Raw genomic sequence first — 18,438 nt, 5'->3', positions numbered from 1 at the left:
CTTCCTCCATCCTTGAGGTTTTTGGGTTTGGTCACTTGAAAACTTCTCCAAGTTGGGGTGAAGTCCCTTTTTTATGTCCGAAAATCCTTACGGCTCAAGGCCTCAGATTACTGCAAAACGCTCATTTGTGAGAGTAACACAACAATGTGCCATTTGTTGTGTTACTCTTTTTACTAAATACTGCAGGTTGAAAGAAGGGATATTAAATGGAGTTATTTACTGAGGTACAAGCTAATCAAGTAATTGGTGATGTTCGGCGGCCTATATTAAGTCATACAGAAAAAAAACGGCCAAAAATCGATAAATTACCTGTAGATCCAGTAGATCACGAACTAACAACCCTGGGGCTTTTTTTCACGGCACCTTATGTTTTAAATTACAGCAATACCCTTATCAGCTTACCTATCAAAAAAAAGACTGACTATAGAATTGTTGTTTCTGAGATTGCCCCGCATTTCGAGGATGTCCTAAAAATTTCTTATCCAAGTATAACTTATATTAATATTGAAAAAATACGCCAGGAATCAAGGGAAACGTTTATAAAATCCTTATATAATAATGAACTTACCGACTTTCTGATTGATATCTATGGATCAGACTGCCAAGAGAAAATTATCACTAATTTTCCACAATACGATTCCCAAGTGTATAATGTTAATCTATCTTTAATTTCAAAAACATATAATCGAGAAGTAGAACTGGCTTGGAAGTTTATTAAATCAACGTATTTAAGCACACAGAACTTTTTTAATATAAGCCCCAAGGAGTGGATTTTTAACGATGATTTTCGAGAGCATGTATCTGTACAATCCTTAGCAGCAGTGTGTGAATCAATGTGGATTACAGTAAATACGAATTTAAATAAAATAACCCATTTAACAGTTTGTTGAATACCAACTCAGAGCTCTGTTGCCGAAATTAGCAACCAGCCCAAAGGGTGTCAGCAAGACAGCGTTTGAGGTGGCACTCATCATATGGTCCTTTGCTGTGGTCCTAACCGGAAAGTGATTTGTACTAGCTATGTGCTGGAACCCTGGGCGGCGTGTGTGACCTGCTGCAGGCTTGAAGAGATTTTGGCGGACAAGGGATAGGGCGATTTCTTTTGCGGCAAGGGTTTTCTGCCTTGACTGCGTTTCCGATATGGTGAAGAGGCAGGGAATTTATGGGCCTCCCGGCGAGTAAACGGCTTTAAAATCCATATGCTATACAATTAAGGGTCAGATACATAAAGATCGGATCGGCGGCATCTTGGCATCAAAGGGGGACTGATCGGCAATGTGGATTGCCTTTGCATTTGGGGCGGCGCTGTTCGCCGGCATCACATCGATTCTTGCCAAAATCGGGATCCGCAACGTGGATTCTAACTTGGCCACCGCGCTGCGCACGTGGGTCGTTTTGATTTTCTCCTGGCTGATGGTTTTTGTGGTCGGGTCGCAGAACACGATCGCGGCTTTAAGCGGAAAAAGCTTGCTGTTTCTCCTGTTGTCCGGCCTGACGACGGGAGCTTCTTGGATTTGTTATTTCCGGGCTTTGCAGCTCGGGGACGTCAACAAGGTCGTGCCGGTGGATAAATCAAGCAACGTGCTTACGATGATTTTGGCGTTTATGTTTCTCGGCGAGCGGCTGACCTGGGCGAACGCGATCGGGATGGTCGTCATTGCGGCCGGAACGTACCTGATGATCCAGAAAAGCAAATCGGAAAAGGCCGCGGCCGCCGTCCGCGGAAGCTGGCTCATTTACGCCTGTTTGTCGGCGCTGTTTGCCGCCCTGACTTCGATTTTGGGCAAAATCGGGATCGAAGGCGTCGAATCCAACCTCGGGACGGCGATCCGGACCGTCGTTGTGCTCATCATGGCCTGGCTGATCGTGTTTATCCAGAAAAAGCAGGGCGACATGAAGCGGATCGACCGGAAAAGCTGGCTGTTTATCATTTTGTCCGGACTGGCGACGGGGCTGTCGTGGTTATGCTTTTACAAAGCGCTGCAGGACGGCCCGGCAAGCGTCGTGGTACCGATCGACAAGCTCAGCATTTTGCTTACGGTGCTGTTTGCCTTCGTGTTCCTGAGGGAAAAGCTGTCGATCAAAGCGACGGCCGGACTCGTGCTGCTGACGGCAGGAACGCTTCTTTTGCTGCTCAAAGGATAGCGGAATAAGCCCGCAAAAGTCGGGCCGACGGCCTCGAAGCCGATTCAGGTACTTTGCGGGGGCGCCGGAGAGTCTAAATTCTTATGGAAGGAAAAAGGAGCTGTCCCAAAGGTCGCTTTGGACCCGGGCAGCTCCTTTTAATTATGAGAAGGCGGTCACGTCTCGAACAAAACTTCCCCCGTGCGCGACAAGTCGTACCCCGCGATCGTTTGCAGCTCCTTCCGGAACGCCTCCGAACGCAAAATGTCGAGAAGCGCCCCGATCCAGGCCCTATTTTCCGGCTTTTTCAGCATGACCAGGTCGTAGCGCTCCCGAATGAGCGGAATAAAATCGACCTGCCCGACGATGGCCGCGGCTTTTTCGATGCCGACGCCGACGTCGGCTTCGCCGGAAGCGACCTTGCCCGCCACCCCGAGATGATTGGTCTGCTCTTCTTCGTACCCTTCAATCTGCTGCGGCCGGATGCTGTGCAGGCGGAGCTGCTCGTCCAGCAGGACGCGCGCGCCGGAGCCTTTTTCGCGGTTCATCAGCCGCAGGCCGGGGCGGCCCAGGTCGGCCCAGCCGCCGAGACCGAGCGGATTGCCTTTTTGCACGTACAGCCCGGCTTGCCTCGACAGCAGGTTCACGACCATGTAGGAAGAGCCGACAAGCAGCTTGCGGATGTACGGGATGTTGTATTCGCCGGTATCCCCGTCCAGCAAATGGGTGCTGACGATGTCCGACTCCCCGCGGTACATGGCGATCAGACTGTCCAGGCTTCCGACGTAGGCGCGCAGCGGACGGACGCCGGGGATGCCCTTTTCCATATATTTGACCAAAATGTCGAGGCTGATATCCTGTCCCGTCACGACCAGCGGGCGAACTCCGTTCATGGCCGGCGCGGCGGAAAGGGGAAGGTTGTCGGCCGCTTGGACGGGGATCGACGCCGTTCGGGTGCCTTTGGCCCGCTGCTTGTAAGCTTCGAGATCCGCCGCGTCCACGCGCATCTGTTTGCCGACGCGGTAGGACGGAAGCTCACCTTTTTTGATCAGATCGTAAACGGTGAGCTTGGATATTTTCAGCATTTTGGCGATTTCTTCGGTGGTATAGGATATATCGCTCGACATGGAAATCCTCCTTATTCGAAACAGGCGCTCGTTTGGCAAAAGCCTTATGATCCTTCTTCCATTGTAACATGCCGATTTTGCAAAAAGCCAAGAAACATACTGCTTCTTGATCATCAAGCGGAGTCCGGCCCAACGGATTTGTTGTCCGATTGTGAAACATTTCTGAAATAGGTTTACAATGCGTGTAACGCCCCATATAATTTATATCAATTATAACTATTTATAACTAAATATAATGATCTGGAGTGCTAACATGCGAAAAATGTATCGAAACAGTATGGTTTGGTTTGTTTTTGCGCTGATTCTGGCGTTGGCGACAGGCTGCGGAAACGCGACAAAAACGGATGCCAACCCTCAAGCTGCGTCAGGTTCGAATCCAGCGGCACCGGATGCGAAGCCGTCTTCCAAAGTGGACTTGACGATTTCCGCGGCCGCAAGCATGACCGGTGCGCTTGAGGAAATCAAGGCCGCCTACGAGAAGTCCCATCCCGACGTGGAGCTGAATTTCAATTTCGGCGGCTCCGGCGCGCTGCAAAAGCAAATCGAGCAGGGAGCCCCGGCAGACCTGTTTCTCTCCGCCGCCGTCAAAAACATGAAGCCGCTTGTCGAGCAGGGACTCATCGAGGAAGGCAAGGAGACGACCCTCCTGAAAAACGAGCTGGTCGCCGTCGTGCCGGCGGATTCTGCCAGTCCGGTCGGCAGCATCGGAGACTTGGGCAAAGCTGAGGTCAAAAGGATCACGATCGGCATTCCGGAAAGCGTGCCCGCAGGCAATTACGCGAAGGAAGCGCTGACGAACGCGAAGCTGTGGGAGCCGCTTCAGCCGAAGCTGGTCCAGGCCAAAGACGTGCGGCAGGTGCTTCAATACGTCGAAACGGGCAATGCCGACGCCGGGTTCGTCTATAAAACGGACGCGTTGTCTTCTTCGAAAATCAGCATCGCGTTTACGGTGGACCAGGCCTCCTATTCGGCGGTGGAATATCCGGTCGGGATCGTCAAAGCCACCAAACATGCGCGGGAAGCGGAGGATTTTTACGAATATTTGCAGTCGCAAGCTGCGCTTGACGTCTTTGTCAAATACGGCTTTTCCGTTCCGGAGTAAAAAGGATGTGTGGATATGAACTGGCATGATTTTTGGCCCCCCGTCCGCATTTCGCTTCAGGTGGCGGCGTTGTCGAGCGTGATCGTGCTGATCCTGGGCACGGCTGCGGCCTGGTGGATGTCCCGAAGAAGATTCAAGGGCAAAATCGTGCTCGAAACCGTCCTGATGCTGCCGCTGGTGCTTCCTCCGACGGTCGTCGGCTTTTTGCTTTTGGTGCTGCTCGGACGGAAAAGCTGGATCGGACAGGCCGCCGAACGGCTGTTTGACGCGCCGGTGATTTTCTCCTGGTGGGCAGCGGTGATCGCCGCCGTGGTCGTATCTTTTCCGCTGGTATACCAAACGATGAAAAACGGCTTTGCCGCCGTCGATCCCGAACTCGAAAACGCCGGGCGCGCGAACGGCGCTAGCGAATGGCAGGTGTTTCGATACATTACGCTGCCGCTTGCAATCCATGCGGTCGGTACCGCCTTTATCCTCGGCTTCGCGCGCGGGCTCGGGGAATTCGGGGCGACGCTCATGATCGCGGGCAACATCCCGGGCAAAACCCAAACCATCCCGACGGCGATCTACGTGGCGGTGGATGCGGGCAATACGCCGATGGCATGGGCATGGACGGCGGCCATTGTCGCGATTTCGTTCCTGATGCTGTTACTGACGGGACGCCGAAATCCGCCGGAATCCACCCGGGCGGCCGTCCAGCCCCGAAAATCTTTATAGGCGCGCTTTTGGCAAAGATACTGCGCAGAAATGAACAAAAGCTTGATTTGGTGCTTGCACCGGGTCAAGCTTTTTTGATGATTGGGGATGCCCGGTCATTTCGAAAAAATTTTTTTTATAGCATTTCTTTTTATGTTTTCGCCATGTTTTTTGCGGCCGCCCTGAACCTGTTTCTTTGGTCCTAGCGTTTATTTTTCAGAATATATTCAGAGCCCTATGCTTAAATAGCCTTATACTCGCTGAAATGGGAGGGGGGCGTAATGATTCCATCGATTGTCTTGGCAGCAAATAACGTAAAAGATTTGTGTGGTGATCAATTAATGTTATCTGAAATACAGCAGGAGGCGCTGAACAAGGCGCAGCAGCATGGGGGAAAATTGGTCCGCTGGAGGCAAGGCGGATACTGGACGTATGAGGAAGCCGTATCGAAATTAAGGGATCGTTCTCCAAGCGTGTCCGATTTGGAATGGTATTGCACGACCAACACCATTTTCGCGCTCGTCCGGCGCGGGTACATGGCAATGGACGATTGGGAAAATTGTTCGGTCGTCCAAGAGGAAACAGAGGATCGCATCCTGCAAAAAGAATCATAGAAGAGTCGGGTTTCTCGGTTCAACTGGGCACGTTTTGCTGTTAAAATGAAAGTAAGAGAATGCAGCGCTGCCCAGGAGGAGAGAAGCCTTGAAGGTAATAATCGTCGATGATGAAAAACTGGCTTTATTGAAGTTGGAAAAACTTCTGCATTCACAGATCGGGGCAAACCTTCATTTGGAGCTGGCCGGAGCTTATCAGGATCCTTACGCTGCACTTGCCGCCGCCCGGGAAGTGCAGCCCGATGTCGCTTTTTTGGATATCGAAATGCCGGAGGTTTCCGGTTTTGAACTGGCGGAGAAGCTGCTGGAGCTCCAGCCGCAAATGCAGATCGTTTTTGTTACCGCCTATCAGGATTTTGCGATTAAAGCTTTCGAGGTTAACGCACTCGATTATTTGCTGAAGCCCGTGAACGCGTCGCGCTTGAACGTGACGTTGAACAGGGTCGTCCGATTTTCGCTTCTGAACGCTGCGGGCGCAAATCAGGATCAAGCTGCAAAGACAATGCTTTGCTGCCTGCAAAGTTTGCATTACCGCGACCCGGACGGCCAACCGAAATACTTCCAATGGAAGACGCTGAAAGCGCCGGAATTGTTTGCGTATCTGATTTATTACCGGGACAAGATAGTGAGCAAACAGGCTCTGATCGATTTGCTGTGGCCGGAGCAAGACATGAAAAAAGCAACAACTCAGTTACATACGGCAATCTATCAGATTAGGCAAATGATCAAAACAAGCGGGCTGGATCTTCAAATCAAGTACCATGATGAGGGATACCGCCTGGTTTGGGGCCAAGTAGAACTCGACGTCGAGGCGTGGGAGAACAGCCTTCGCGACGCGCCGCCGGTAACCCCGGATACGCTTCACCGCCATCTAGGAACACTGGACAAGTACACCGGCGATTTTCTGGAGGAGCACCGCTATATATGGGCAGAACCGGAACAGGAACGGATCCGGCTGCTGTGGCTCAATTATGCCAAACCCGTCGCCGAGTGCCACGTCGGGCTCGGGCAGTATGCCGAAGCTGCAAAGCTGTATCAGCAGATGATCGAAAGACTGCCTTTTATGGAGGACGGCTATGCCGGCTTGATGAAGATGTACGCCGGTTTGCATAATTACGCAGAAGTAAGAAGGCTGTATCAACAGCTGAGGGACGTGTTCGACGGCGAATACGCCATGTCCCCAAGCGCGGGTATCACGTCCTGGTACCTGGAATGGGAACAAGGCGTCGCCAGCGGCGCATAAAGTCAATCAAATAGAAAAAGCAGCCTGAACGGATCAGGAGCCTGAACGGATCAGGCTGCTTTTTCCTATTCGTCGAAAAATTCCGGGTTTCGGCCCGGCTCGGAGCTAGGATTCGGTATGACGAATGACATGACCGTGCCTTGCCCCAGCTTGCTCTCAATATGCAGGCCTTTGCCGTAATGCTGCATCAGCCTGCGGTTCGTATTCAGCAATCCGATCCCGCGGGATGCCTGAATGCTGTCGGGGTCGAGGTGAAGCAGCCGCCCGACTTCCTCTTCGGACATGCCTTTTCCGTTATCCCGAACCTCGAACCTTGTCCCATCCTCCTGGCGGCGGATGCGGATTTCAAGCGTGCCGCCCTGCAGCCTGCTCAGCAGTCCGTGTTTGACCGCATTTTCGACCAGGGGCTGCAGCGTCAGCGGAGGAATGAACAGCGATATTTCCGGATCTATGTCCCATACGACCTCAAGCCGTTCTCCAAAACGTTCTTTTTCGATGTAAAGGTACGCTTCGACCAGATCCAGTTCGTGGGTCAGAGGGACGATTTGTTCCGAATTCAGGAAGTCGATGCTGATCCGTAAATACGAGGTGAACGCGTCGGCCAGATCCCGCATTTTGTCCAAGTCGATTTCGCTTAGGGACATGATCGAATTGATCGTATTAAACAGGAAATGCGGCTGAATTTGCGCCTGCAAATAAGCGGCCTCGATCCTGAGCCTTTCTTCCGCGGATTTTTTTAACGTGCCCAAGGCAAGCACCCGGTATTTCAGCTCCATCGCATCCACCGGTTTGGCGACGTAATCGTTGGCACCGGCGATAAAACCTGCATAAATGTCCTCCGGCCGGCTTCTTGCCGTCAGGAGCAGGATCGGCAGCTCGAAGCTGCTGTAACGTTCCCGGACGATCCGCGTCAGCTCATATCCGGACATATGCGGCATCATGACGTCGGAAACGAGCAGGTCCCAAGACGCGGATTCCAGCAGATTCAGCGCCTCCTTCGCCGACAAGGCCGTTTGGATCTCATAATGTTCCTCCGCAAAAATGCCCGCAAGGACCCGCAGATTGACGGGATCGTCTTCCACGATCAAAATTTTTAATCCTTTGGAGAAACGTTCCGTCATATCGGCAGTTTCAGTGATCAGGCCCGGTTCTGCGGCTGCCGCGGTTTCCTGCATCGGCAGGTTGTCCGGCACGCGTTCCGCCGGGTTCGGTTCGTCGCGTTGTTCCTCCCGGATTTCGGAGGCTTCTTCCGTGCGGCTTTCCGCGATCGGCAGGGAAAAGCTGAACGTTGTCCCCTTTCCAAGGGTGGACTCGGCCGTCAGGCATCCGCCATGCAGTTCGACGAGCTGCCTGCTGATGCTGAGGCCCAAGCCGATGCCGCCGTTTTCATCGTCGCCATGCCCCTGCTCGTAAGGAAGGAAAATCCGTTCAAGCGCTTCCTTCGTGATCCCCCGCCCGGTATCCGACACGTGGATGACGACCTGCTCTCCGTTCAGGCTGGCCGTGACTTCAATGACGCCTTCGTCGGTGAACTTGATGGCATTGTGAAGCAAATTGAATAAAATTTGGGTCAGTCTCTGTTCATCGGCATATACCGAAGGAATCTCCTGCAATGCCATCTTCACTTGGACGGGTTTGCCCTCTGTCATATGGGCAAGCATGCTGATGACGCCCGATACGACCGGTTCAACCTGCAGCGCCTGCCGGCGGAGCATGATCCTTTGATCCTTCAATCGGACGGCATCGAGCAGGTCGCTGAGCAGGTAAGCCATCCGGCGGCTGATCGTGACGAGGAGCTCCATGTTTTTGTGGCCTTCTTCCGTCATCGTATGCTGCTCGCGGGACAGCACCGATTGGGCGATATTGATAATGCCGTGCAGCGGCGTCCGAAGCTCGTGCGAAGTGTTCCCCAGGAACTGGTCCTTCCGTTCATCCGCCTCTCGGAGCTGCTTGTTCAGCTTGGCGTTTTCCGCCGCGTTCCGGAAATACCGTTTGAACCAGTAGGCTGAAAATCCGACGATGGCAGCCAGAATATCGACCGGATAATAAATCGGCGTAAAATTCCAATCGAAATTCACGAATCCCCATAGAATGTTCGACATGACGCTCGTTGCCGCCAGGAGGATGATAAACGCATCCTTGTGCTTCCGGCGCACCATTTGGCCGATAAGATAGAAAAACCAGAAGCTCGGCAGCAGGTAGAACAAGCCAAAAACATGATAGGCCCTGGACAGATGGACCAAGTTGGCGGGCGCGATGAGCACGAATAAGACGTACAGGGCGGCAGCGCCTGCAAATCCGATAAACAAAGGCCCCTTCCGGGTTCGTCCGACAAAACTCCTGCCCATCAGCAGCATGCAGAACGTAATGCCCAGATAGGAAAGAACGCGGATTTTCAACATCCACGTGTAATTAAGGGGGAACCAGCGCATAAGCACGTATTCATGGTCCGAGACGATCGTCAGGCCTGCGAAGACGAGCAGCAGAACGAAGGCAAGCAGCATTTTCTCCCTCGGATTGATGAGGTACATAATGCCGGCATACAGCGCATGCAGAAGCAGGATCATGAAAACGGAAAGCTGAAAGCCGATCGAATACCACCACTGAAAATCGATCGCCGCCTGCGTGCCGAACCGCAGGGATTGGATGATCCCCCCGCTCGTGGGATCGCTGTAATTGGCGGATTGGATCATGATGTCGATCACGTTTTGCTTGTCCGGGACAAAGGTATTAATGAAAGATACCAGCTCCGGAGTGTACTCCTGTTCAGTCGCTGCCGGTTTTCCGAACCCTCCTACGGTTTTTCCGTTCACGATCACGGTCGTAGCGGCCTTAATTTCCTTGACCCATAATTCGTAAGGCTGGTTCAGCGGCTGGTCCACGAGGATGCGAAGCCTGTAGGTGCCGTATCCGAACGATGAGCCGTTTTTGTCGGGCCAAGCCGAACTCCAATCGCCGGGAACTTGAATGTAGCGGCGACCGTCTTTTGCCTGGTCGGCCTGCCTGCTGCCGGAGATCAGCATGTCCGGGTAAAACTCCCACTCTCCGTCCAGCACGATGGAATGCCTGTCATCCAAATGGATTCCGCGCAGGTCAAGCACGCCGTTCTCCACTTTGGGCTGTTGTTCCGTCCCGAACGTATCGGACCAGAACCATCTCACGCAAAGGAGAAGGGCTACGTATATCAATAATATGGCTGCTTTCTTCATCAAACCTACCGTCCCCGTTATTAGAGTAGTTGTCAGCGGATCTTGTTGTTGTCGAGCACCATCTATTATACGACAGGATTCGCCCAGCGTCTGTCCATTCGAAAATTTCGTTTTCGCGAATATGAACTCCTGCGAAACCTTCGACTTCTACATTTCATGCAACCCTCGGGATTGGCGCGGACGGGGGCGTTTGGCAGGTATTTACGCATTCTTTTATTGCGGTATGGACGGATTGGTCCTTACGGTGAATAAGGTTTAAAAAGGCAAGAACGAATGCGAGAGGCATCGGCTTTTTTGCTAAACAGTTCGGTCAAGATGCGGGTGTGAAAAGGAGGAGCAGAGAAGAAAACTGATCACATTCAGGTCTCGGCTGGATAGGAAGCCGTTTGGATGAATGGCATATTCCCGGTTTGCTGCATTGTGAAAAGGATGCATAACTGCACCGCCGGTCTGGAAGAGGTTCGGGAAGGCATGAGGTTAGCGCAACTTTTATGAAAAACAACTTACTGTGCACCGTGTTGGTTTGGAATCCGTTTGGGTATCAAGCCAAAGTGGAGTTTAGCGTCCCTGATTGCTGGGTTGGGCAGACTCGCTTCGAGGCGGCTTCACGGATGCTTTGGGAGGCTGCTCGGCCCGTTTGGCTTCGGCGCAACCAACGATCAGAATGCTGAAAGTCATGACTGCCGCGACGACGGAATGCATCTGCCTTGTTGTCATCATTTCACCCCCTTGGTTTCGCGTCATGGGTCGTTTTGTAACCGCTATCTTATATAACGTTTTTCGTTGGATTCGGTTCCGGCTTTCAAAAAACGTTCACAAGTTCGCAATTGAAAGCGTTCACGTTCTGTTCACAAATACCCGCTGCGGGATTTTGCGAAACAAACATTTTGTTGTTGAAATCGATGGAAGAGGTTGCATATAATGAGATTGTAAGGAGCCGACCGAGGCTCCCGCGATCATCGGGGTATGGCGCAGTCTGGTAGCGCGCACCCTTGGGGTGGGTGAGGCCGTGGGTTCGAATCCCGCTACTCCGATCTTCCCTTATGTATCAAGGGTTACAGCCATTTTTCAAGGGTGACTTTGGATAGTGGTCAATGTGAGACACAGTTTTAGATCATCTAACCACAACCTAATGGATTTCATATCAAAAAAGGGAGTGGTTTTTTTGTTGATCAAATTTGCGGTAAAAGAGTTTATTGAAGACCGAGAATTGAAGAACATTTCTCAGTACACTTTGGACAGGTATACAAGAACATTGAACGAGTTTCAGCAGTTTGCAGCGGAAGACGAAATATTAAACGTTGAGGATTTAACAGGAAATACAATCAAGAAGTACCTGCTTTATTGTCAAAATGAAAAAGGTAATAATCCTACAACGAAGAATTCAAAATTGCGTGTCTTGAAGTCATTCTTCAATTATCTCGTAGAGTGCGAATATATTACCGAGAAACAAAATCCTTGCAAGAAAGTAAACTATGCCAAAGAAGATATTAAGATTGAAGTGTTCCAGCCATATCATATTAAACGAGCGTTTTGCAGTAATCTGAGGCCTTGAGCCGTAAGGATTTTCGGACATAAAAAAGGGACTTCACCCCAACTTGGAGAAGTTTTCAAGTGACCAAACCCAAAAACCTCAAGGATGGAGGAAGTCACTTTGTATATTCTCCAAGAATGTCTGTTTTCCTTCGAAGAACTTTTAAAAATTCAACCCAAGGAGAGATTGCCGATCTTCTTCAGCTCTCTCGATCTGAGACCGTATGCCAAGGAACTGAGAAGCCGTTCACCCCGAGGCGCTGAGGGATACTGCAGACAAGGTATTCTACGAGCACTCTTGGCTGCGCCGCTTGAAGGAATAAGTAGATTCTCATTTATACGCGCGGCGAACAACCCGAGCATATCGGTTTCATTGAGTACCGAGACGTGAACATCGTCTCCCGCCGCTGCACCGTCGGCATCGGTATTGGAAACAAGGACTTCTGGGGGCAAGGCTGGGGATCGGATGCCTTGAAAGCGCTGATCCGGTATGTGTTCCAGACGATGAACCTTCGGCGTGTTCAACTCGAAACATGGGGTGGCAATGCAAGGGCTATCCGTGCCTACGAGAAGTGCGGCTTCGTTATTGAGGGAAGGCTGCGCGAGCATTCCTATATTGATGGACAGTACGTCGACACCATCGTGATGGGGCTCTTGAGAGAGGATTTTCTGAATTTAGATAGGGGATAACATCTTCCGTTCACCAAAAAAAGCCGCGGTTCCCCATGACTGGAACCAGCGGCTCTCATACTCAATCCTTGCCTTTCAATGGCATACTCACCGGGCGATCGGAACCATGAACCGCTCGCGATGGCGGAATACGGCCCATTCGCGGTAGCCAATGTCATACAAATGGCCGGCGACCGCCGCGAAATGCTCGCCTACGCGCTCGGGTTCGTGCGCATCAGAGCCAAAGGTCACCTTTACCCCATAACGGTGCGCGCGTTCCAGCAAATCACCGTCCGGCACCCAGTGGTTGTCGGAGGAATTGATTTCAATCACTACATCGCTTTCCGCAACCGCCTTCAGCATGACGTCGGCCGCTTCGGTACGCAGCTCCGAGTATCCGTTGAAATAGCGGTTCAAGGAATCCACATGGCCCAAAATGTCATACAAGCCGCATTTCGCGGACTGGGCGATATAATCATAAAACAACTTTTTCACTTCCATTTTTCGTGCCGCGGTCAGGCTTTCCCAATACGCCGAGTCATAAATGCCGATGCCGGCGAACTCATGCACGGAGCCAATGACGTAATCCAACGGATAAGCGGCGATCACCGATCGGTACAATTCCAGATGCTCCGGCAAGAAGTCCGCTTCGATGCCGAGCAGCACCTCAATTTTCCCATGGTACTGCTTCTTTAGCTCCACAACCTCCCGAATATACTCTGGAAACTCTGATTTTGCCATACTCCCCGTTAAGGATGGGCGATCTTCGGCCGATGCGAAAAACGGCGTATGGTCCGAGATGCCGATCATATTCAGCCCCTGTTCAATGGCCGATTCAATATAGTCCCTCACTGAGCCGGCCGCATGTCCGCAGCGCTCGTGATGGGTATGAAAATCAAACTTCATGGAATCCCTCCGATTCATTGGTTCATCAAGATGAATACAATCAGCCTTTGGAGCCAGTGATCACAATGCCTTGAATAAAGTACTTCTGGGCAAAGAAGAAAATGAGCAGCAGCGGCAAAATCGCGACGAGCGAAGCAGCCATCAGCAGGTTCCACGGCGTTGCCCCGTAAGCTGCCGTAAAATTGGCCAAGCCGAGCGAAACCGGGTACTTATTCATATCGTTCAAGTAAATAAGCGGCCCGAACAAGTCATTCCACCTTGAGATCAGCTCCAGAATGGCCGCAGTTGCAAAAGCCGGCTTGGAGAGCGGAATCAGAATTCGGAAGAACATCGTGAATTGGCCGCCCCCGTCGATTTTGACCGCTTCGTCCAGTTCCTTCGAGATCCCGAGATAAAACTGGCGCATCAGAAAGATCGTAAAGGAGCTCGCCGTAAATGCCGGGATGACAAGCGGCAAATACGTTCCGGTCCAGTGCAGCTTCGTAAACAGCAAATACTGCGGGATCAAGGTCACTTGAGACGGGATCATCATCGTACTGAGGACGAGTCCGAATAATAAAAGGCTGCCCCGCGCCCGCAGCCGCGCAAAAGCGAATGCGGCCATCGCGGAGGTGAATACGACCGCTGCTACCGTCACAGCCGAGTACCATACCGAGTTCCAAAGAAAGCGGCCCAGCGGGGCATCGATAAAAATTTGCCTGAAGTTGCTCCACTGCAGACGGCCCGGAAACCACGTCATCGGGACGCGATGGATTTCGGCGATCGTCTTCAGCGAAGTGGAGAGCATCCAAAACAACGGAAACGCGAATAACAGAACGCCGCCGTATAACAGGACGTAAAGGATGACTTTGTTTACGGGACGCATATCGCCGGGGTTGTATGACTTTTTTGGCTTCATGAGGAAGGCATCTCCTTACTTCGAGTCGTATTCATAGTGGACGTATTTTTTCGAACCCCACAGCGAAACGAGGGTGAGCGCAAAAATGAGCAGGAACAGGATCCAGGCTTGAGCGGACGCATACCCCATCCGGAATTGCTTGAACGCCGTATCGAATAAATAGTAGACATAGAAATACGAATTCCAGTCCGGCCCGCCCTTGGTGATCACGTAGGCTTCCGTAAAAATCTGCAGCGCTCCGATCATGCCAATAATCGTGTTAAAAAGGATGACGGGCGAAATGAGCGGGACCGTTATTTTCCGGAATTTCGTGAATCCGCTGGCCCCCTCGATTGAAGCGGCCTCATACAAATCGGCCGGCAGCGACTGCAGCGCAGCCAGAAAGATCACCATCGTGCTGCCCGAAGCCGTCAGCTGCATGAGCACCATCGACGGGACTACGGTGCCGGAGCTCGTAAACCAACCAGGCCCTTGAATGCCGAAACAATCGTAAAGGACGGAATTCACAACACCGAACTGCGGGTTCAGCAGCCACGACCATAGAAAAGAAACGGCTACCCCGGATACGATGCTGGGCGCGTAATACAGCGTGCGAAGCAGGGATTGCCCCTTGATTCGATGATTCAGCAGCACCGCAATCACCAGCGAGGTCAGGATCGTGAACGGCACGGCAAGCACGGTGTAATACAGCGTCACGGACAGCGACTTGTAGAACAGCCGGTCTTTGAACAACAGGAGGTAATTGCTGATTCCCGTAAATTTCGGTGAAGAAATCACATTGTATTCGGTGAAGCTGAGCAGCAGCGAGATGAGAATCGGTCCCCCGGTAAAGCATATAAAACCGATAAACCAAGGAGCTATAAAAATCCAAAACGACCGCTCCTCGCGCTTCATTGCCAGCGTACGCTTACTCATGAGCAACCTCCGTAGGATGGGACGGACGCGGGCTTGCACATCACGTCCGCCCAGGTGTAATTGACACTCCAAGCTCTGGCTGTTATTGATTCAAGTTGAGCGACAGAAGCTTCTCATTCAAGCTCTTCAATCCGTCCGTCACGCTCTCTTTGCCTCCCCATACTTGATAGAGCGACTGGTTCATCGTTTCGAGCACGGTATTAAATTTGACGATCAGGTGATTTTCCGCCTCGCGGCCATTTTGGATCGAGCCTTCGTGTACCTGCTTGAACGCCGCGGCATCCATGCTGATTTCCCCGCCCATTTTGTCATACCAAAGTTTGAACAGCCCTGAATCCGCCGGTGTTCTACCCACATCGTTCATATACCGGTAAGCGCCGCCGTCCTCTGCGGGATTCGCTAAATGCCGGACGAATTCCCAGGCCTCGTCAGGGTGTTTGCTTGTCGCCGAAATGCTCCACGGGTCGACGTACAGCGGTACTTTCCGTCCCTCGTGATACGGAACGGCCGCTACCCCCCATTTAAAATCCGCCTTTTTGTAGGAGCCCAGCCCCCACCCGCCTGAAATGTACATGCCGACCTTGCCGGTAAGGAACGGGTCCCCGAGTTGTGCAGATGCGGCTACCGTCTCGGCGTCCGGAGCAACTTTGTACTTATGGATCAAGTCCACGTTAAACTGCAGCGCTTCTATATTCAGCGGCTTCATGAGATCCGGCTCTCCCAAGACGCCGGTCGTGTAGGCCTCCGGTTTGAACATGTCCCCGCCGAAGAGCCAGGTCATCTCATTGGCACTAAGAGCGCTGGAAAAGCCGAAAACCTGCTTGCGCGCATCGCCTACGTCATGGGACAATTTTTTTGCCGTTTCGAGCATCGTATCGAAGTTCCAGGACTTGTCGTCCCAATCCGTCGTCGGGTAAGGAATTCCGGCCGCATCGAACAAGTCTTTGTTGTAGTAAAGATAGGTGGCGTTGCTTACGAGCGGTACGCCGTAATACTTACCGTCGATTTTATAAATGTTGAGGAGGTTCGGGTCCATCGTCTTGAGCTCGGGAGCCCCTTTATCGATATAAGGGGTCAGGTCCTTTAAGGCCCCCATCTTCATATAAGTCGCAAATCCGCTGTCCGCCTGGTTCGGATTCCAAACATCCGGCGCATTCCCGCTGGCGATCAAGGTAGCCAGTTTTTGATCGAATTGGTCGTACGGGATATTTTCGAGCCTCACTTTGACGTTGGGGTGACTCTCCTCAAAGGTCGAGACCATTGCGTCCTGCCAAGCTTTCTTGTCCGGGTCTGTCGCCATCATCCAGACAATCTCTACTTTTTCTTTGCCATTGCTCTTCGCATCCGCTGTGGCCGTATGATTCGAATCGTCTGCACTCCCGCATGCGGCTAGTACCGTTGAGAGAGAAAACAATAGAAGTACGCTCATCAGAAAGCGATTTTTCGTGAGTGGATTTTTCATGGACACCCCTGCCTCCGTTTTTTGTGCCAAATTTACAGAAAACTGAATAAAACCAGTTCGGACCTGCGAAACTCTAACCGTTTTTAACACGAAGTTAACAAAGCTGACTCAAAGCTTAACAAAAACGAAGTTTCATTTTACACAATGTTAACAAAACTAACTCGAATCACGTCGAAAAATAGGCTATTTTACTCTCCTGTTATCCGCTACCTCCTATGGTTTGTGCCTTGTCGACTACAAATATAGCATAGGATATTACGATTTTTCTGCACATATCTTATCTATTTTCTATTTTTTCTACATATGTTATCATGATCTTGAGGTTCACAACTTTACATGGTGGTGGAAGAATTGTGGAGTTAAATTTCTATGAAGCTTCTAAATTCGACATTAGTCGCGAGAGGAAATATAACACGAGCATGCCGACACGCCATTATCATAATGGCTATGAGATTTTTTATCTGGTCTCCGGCGATATCAGCTATTTCATCGAGGATCAAAGCTACCAAGTGGTTGGCGGGGCCTTGTTAATCATCAACATGAACGAGATCCACAAGCTGGTCAACTCCAGCAAGGAGAGCTTCGAGCGGATTACATTGCTGTTTCAGGAGGAATTTCTCGAGGATATGTTTCCTTACAACGACAGCTTTCACGTGCTGTCCAGCTTTGCCAGCGGCAAGCATTTCATGCCCTTGAACGGGCAGGAACAGAGCTTTATCGAGAAGCTTTTCGACAAAATGATTGCCGAGTACAACAAGCAGCCTCCCGGCTACGAGTACTATTTGAAAACGCTGCTGTTTGAGCTGCTTATCTTCATTTACCGTAAGTCGTCCACGCTGCCGGCAGTCGACCATACCGGGGGCAATCCGATTCATAAGAAGATTTTCGATATCGTCGATTACTTGAACCAGAACTACCATGAAACCCAGACGATCCAAGGCATCTCCAGCAAGTTCTTCATCAGCCCCTCTTATTTCTGCAAGACGTTTCGGGAAAATACCGGCTTCACCTTCACCGAGTATTTGAACAATGTCCGGATCAAGGAAGCGCGCCGCCTCCTGACCGGAAGCACCTTAAAAATCGCCGATATCGCCGAGAGGGTCGGCTTTGAGAGCATGACGCACTTCGGGCGCATTTTCAAAGACATTACCAGCCTCTCACCGCTTAAATACCGCCAGACGTATAAGGCGGAGCTGGATTGAGCATGAAAAAAGAGGGCTGAGTGCCCCAATGTCATTAAGTAAACTCAGAGACAAGACCTAAAATCAAAATGTGGGTACGCGGCAAAGACGATTTGTTCCAGTTTTTTGTGCTTACATGCTGGCATTGTGAGGGCTCCCGATTTTTGCCGATTACGGCGAAAGGATTAATTATATTATTTTCTTGATTGAAAACAATTCGGACGAAGAAAAGTACTACTGTGAAATACACGTTATAGCCCTGCTGCCCAACTGAAGGCATCGAAGGACATAAAGCCCAATTCGCAAAGGATTGGGCTTTATCACGGTAGGTAACTAACAACAAGGGGTAAAGAATTCATGAAGAAGTATGTTTTAGGACTTTTCCTTACGATATTTGCGATATGTTTTTTTGCATCCACTTCTTTTGCCGATGAAGTGCAAAGACCTGCTGTATATGTTTATAATGAAAAACTCACATCAGATATTATCGTTGCCTATGGAGGAACCACCATGGCTCCATTCCGCGAAATATTTGAAAAATACAATATGAATGTTCAGTGGGATTCCAAAACCAAAAGTGTTACAGCAACAAGCAAAGATCGATTAACAACGATTAAACTTGCTGAAGATGATTGATGCTAGACTAAATAGTGGACACCGAGAATCGAGAATGCGACAATAAACCTAGCAAAATCGAGGTGTCCGAAGATGAGTCAGAAATATGACAAAGAGTTTAAAATCCAAACCGTAAAAATGATT

17 protein-coding genes, 1 tRNA gene and 1 pseudogene are annotated in these 18,438 nt (G+C 50.9%); 12 read left to right on the top strand and 7 right to left on the bottom strand.

Annotated elements, in window-relative coordinates; genetic code table 11:
* Positions 1-206: 206 nt before the first annotated feature.
* Positions 207-890 carry a hypothetical protein gene (locus tag KI367_RS25600; protein WP_212952945.1) on the top strand — a complete coding sequence of 228 codons (684 nt, stop codon included), beginning with the start codon at positions 207-209 and terminating at the stop codon, positions 888-890.
* A 385-nt stretch (positions 891-1,275) separates the two neighbouring features.
* Positions 1,276-2,145: an EamA family transporter gene (locus KI367_RS25595; RefSeq protein ID WP_036715568.1), complete on the top strand. Its 870-nt coding sequence runs from the start codon at positions 1,276-1,278 to the stop codon at positions 2,143-2,145.
* Between the two features lie 155 nt (positions 2,146-2,300).
* On the opposite strand, the gene KI367_RS25590 is transcribed toward KI367_RS25595, so the two are convergent.
* Positions 2,301-3,251, bottom strand: coding sequence for a substrate-binding domain-containing protein (locus KI367_RS25590; protein ID WP_212952943.1), 951 nt, complete (start codon positions 3,249-3,251; stop codon positions 2,301-2,303).
* A gap of 253 nt (positions 3,252-3,504) precedes the next feature.
* Between KI367_RS25590 and modA the strand changes: the two genes are divergently transcribed.
* The 4 genes from modA (at position 3,505) to KI367_RS25570 (ending at position 6,906) form a co-directional block, all read left to right on the top strand.
* Positions 3,505-4,353 (top strand): molybdate ABC transporter substrate-binding protein, encoded by an 849-nt coding sequence (gene modA, locus KI367_RS25585; protein ID WP_212952941.1) that lies wholly within the window; start codon positions 3,505-3,507, stop codon positions 4,351-4,353.
* Positions 4,354-4,368: 15 nt separating this feature from the next.
* Complete coding sequence (gene modB / locus KI367_RS25580; protein ID WP_212952938.1) at positions 4,369-5,070, top strand: molybdate ABC transporter permease subunit; 702 nt, start codon at positions 4,369-4,371, stop codon at positions 5,068-5,070.
* A 320-nt stretch (positions 5,071-5,390) separates the two neighbouring features.
* Positions 5,391-5,663, top strand: a complete 273-nt coding sequence (locus KI367_RS25575; protein ID WP_246537303.1) for a hypothetical protein — start codon at positions 5,391-5,393, stop codon at positions 5,661-5,663.
* Positions 5,664-5,751: 88 nt separating this feature from the next.
* Positions 5,752-6,906 (top strand): response regulator, encoded by a 1,155-nt coding sequence (locus KI367_RS25570; RefSeq protein ID WP_212952935.1) that lies wholly within the window; start codon positions 5,752-5,754, stop codon positions 6,904-6,906.
* A gap of 65 nt (positions 6,907-6,971) precedes the next feature.
* Here KI367_RS25570 and KI367_RS25565 read toward each other — a convergent pair whose 3' ends face one another.
* On the bottom strand, positions 6,972-10,115 hold the full coding sequence (locus KI367_RS25565) for a hybrid sensor histidine kinase/response regulator (protein WP_212952932.1): 3,144 nt from the start codon (positions 10,113-10,115) through the stop codon (positions 6,972-6,974).
* 558 nt (positions 10,116-10,673) lie between these two features.
* On the bottom strand, positions 10,674-10,832 hold the full coding sequence (locus KI367_RS25560) for a hypothetical protein (RefSeq protein ID WP_156124758.1): 159 nt from the start codon (positions 10,830-10,832) through the stop codon (positions 10,674-10,676).
* Positions 10,833-11,075: 243 nt separating this feature from the next.
* Between KI367_RS25560 and KI367_RS25555 the strand changes: the two genes are divergently transcribed.
* From KI367_RS25555 to KI367_RS25545, 4 genes and pseudogenes are all read left to right on the top strand, one after another.
* A tRNA-Pro gene (locus KI367_RS25555) sits at positions 11,076-11,149 on the top strand.
* A gap of 131 nt (positions 11,150-11,280) precedes the next feature.
* Complete coding sequence (locus KI367_RS25550) at positions 11,281-11,670, top strand: tyrosine-type recombinase/integrase (protein ID WP_212952929.1); 390 nt, start codon at positions 11,281-11,283, stop codon at positions 11,668-11,670.
* A 99-nt stretch (positions 11,671-11,769) separates the two neighbouring features.
* Positions 11,770-11,982, top strand: a pseudogene (locus tag KI367_RS27365) (transposase); the annotation flags it as partial.
* Positions 11,976-12,338, top strand: a complete 363-nt coding sequence (locus KI367_RS25545; RefSeq protein ID WP_212952947.1) for a GNAT family N-acetyltransferase — start codon at positions 11,976-11,978, stop codon at positions 12,336-12,338. The pseudogene KI367_RS27365 and the gene KI367_RS25545, both read left to right, overlap by 7 nt.
* 87 nt (positions 12,339-12,425) lie before the next feature.
* Here the strand turns inward: KI367_RS25545 and KI367_RS25540 are convergent, their stop codons facing one another.
* The 4 genes from KI367_RS25540 to KI367_RS25525 all read right to left on the bottom strand — a co-directional run bounded on the left by KI367_RS25540 (position 12,426) and on the right by KI367_RS25525 (position 16,339).
* Positions 12,426-13,223 carry a histidinol-phosphatase gene (locus KI367_RS25540; RefSeq protein ID WP_212952926.1) on the bottom strand — a complete coding sequence of 266 codons (798 nt, stop codon included), beginning with the start codon at positions 13,221-13,223 and terminating at the stop codon, positions 12,426-12,428.
* 40 nt (positions 13,224-13,263) lie between these two features.
* On the bottom strand, positions 13,264-14,121 hold the full coding sequence (locus KI367_RS25535) for a carbohydrate ABC transporter permease (RefSeq protein ID WP_212952923.1): 858 nt from the start codon (positions 14,119-14,121) through the stop codon (positions 13,264-13,266).
* Between the two features lie 15 nt (positions 14,122-14,136).
* Complete coding sequence (locus KI367_RS25530; protein WP_212952920.1) at positions 14,137-15,036, bottom strand: carbohydrate ABC transporter permease; 900 nt, start codon at positions 15,034-15,036, stop codon at positions 14,137-14,139.
* A gap of 82 nt (positions 15,037-15,118) precedes the next feature.
* Positions 15,119-16,339 (bottom strand): ABC transporter substrate-binding protein, encoded by a 1,221-nt coding sequence (locus tag KI367_RS25525; RefSeq protein WP_212952917.1) that lies wholly within the window; start codon positions 16,337-16,339, stop codon positions 15,119-15,121.
* Positions 16,340-16,809: 470 nt separating this feature from the next.
* Between KI367_RS25525 and KI367_RS25520 the strand changes: the two genes are divergently transcribed.
* Entirely contained in the window at positions 16,810-17,700 is an 891-nt protein-coding gene (locus KI367_RS25520) for an AraC family transcriptional regulator (protein WP_281422533.1), read from the top strand.
* Between the two features lie 336 nt (positions 17,701-18,036).
* Positions 18,037-18,315, top strand: coding sequence for a stalk domain-containing protein (locus KI367_RS25515; protein WP_212952913.1), 279 nt, complete (start codon positions 18,037-18,039; stop codon positions 18,313-18,315).
* Positions 18,316-18,438 lie beyond the last annotated feature (123 nt).

The sequence above is a fragment of the Paenibacillus cookii genome (genome assembly GCF_018333375.1).
Taxonomy (GTDB): Bacteria; Bacillota; Bacilli; order Paenibacillales; family Paenibacillaceae; genus Paenibacillus_AQ; species Paenibacillus_AQ cookii.
Note: the sequence above shows the minus strand (reverse complement) of the source record. Positions and strands in the feature narration are given on the sequence as shown.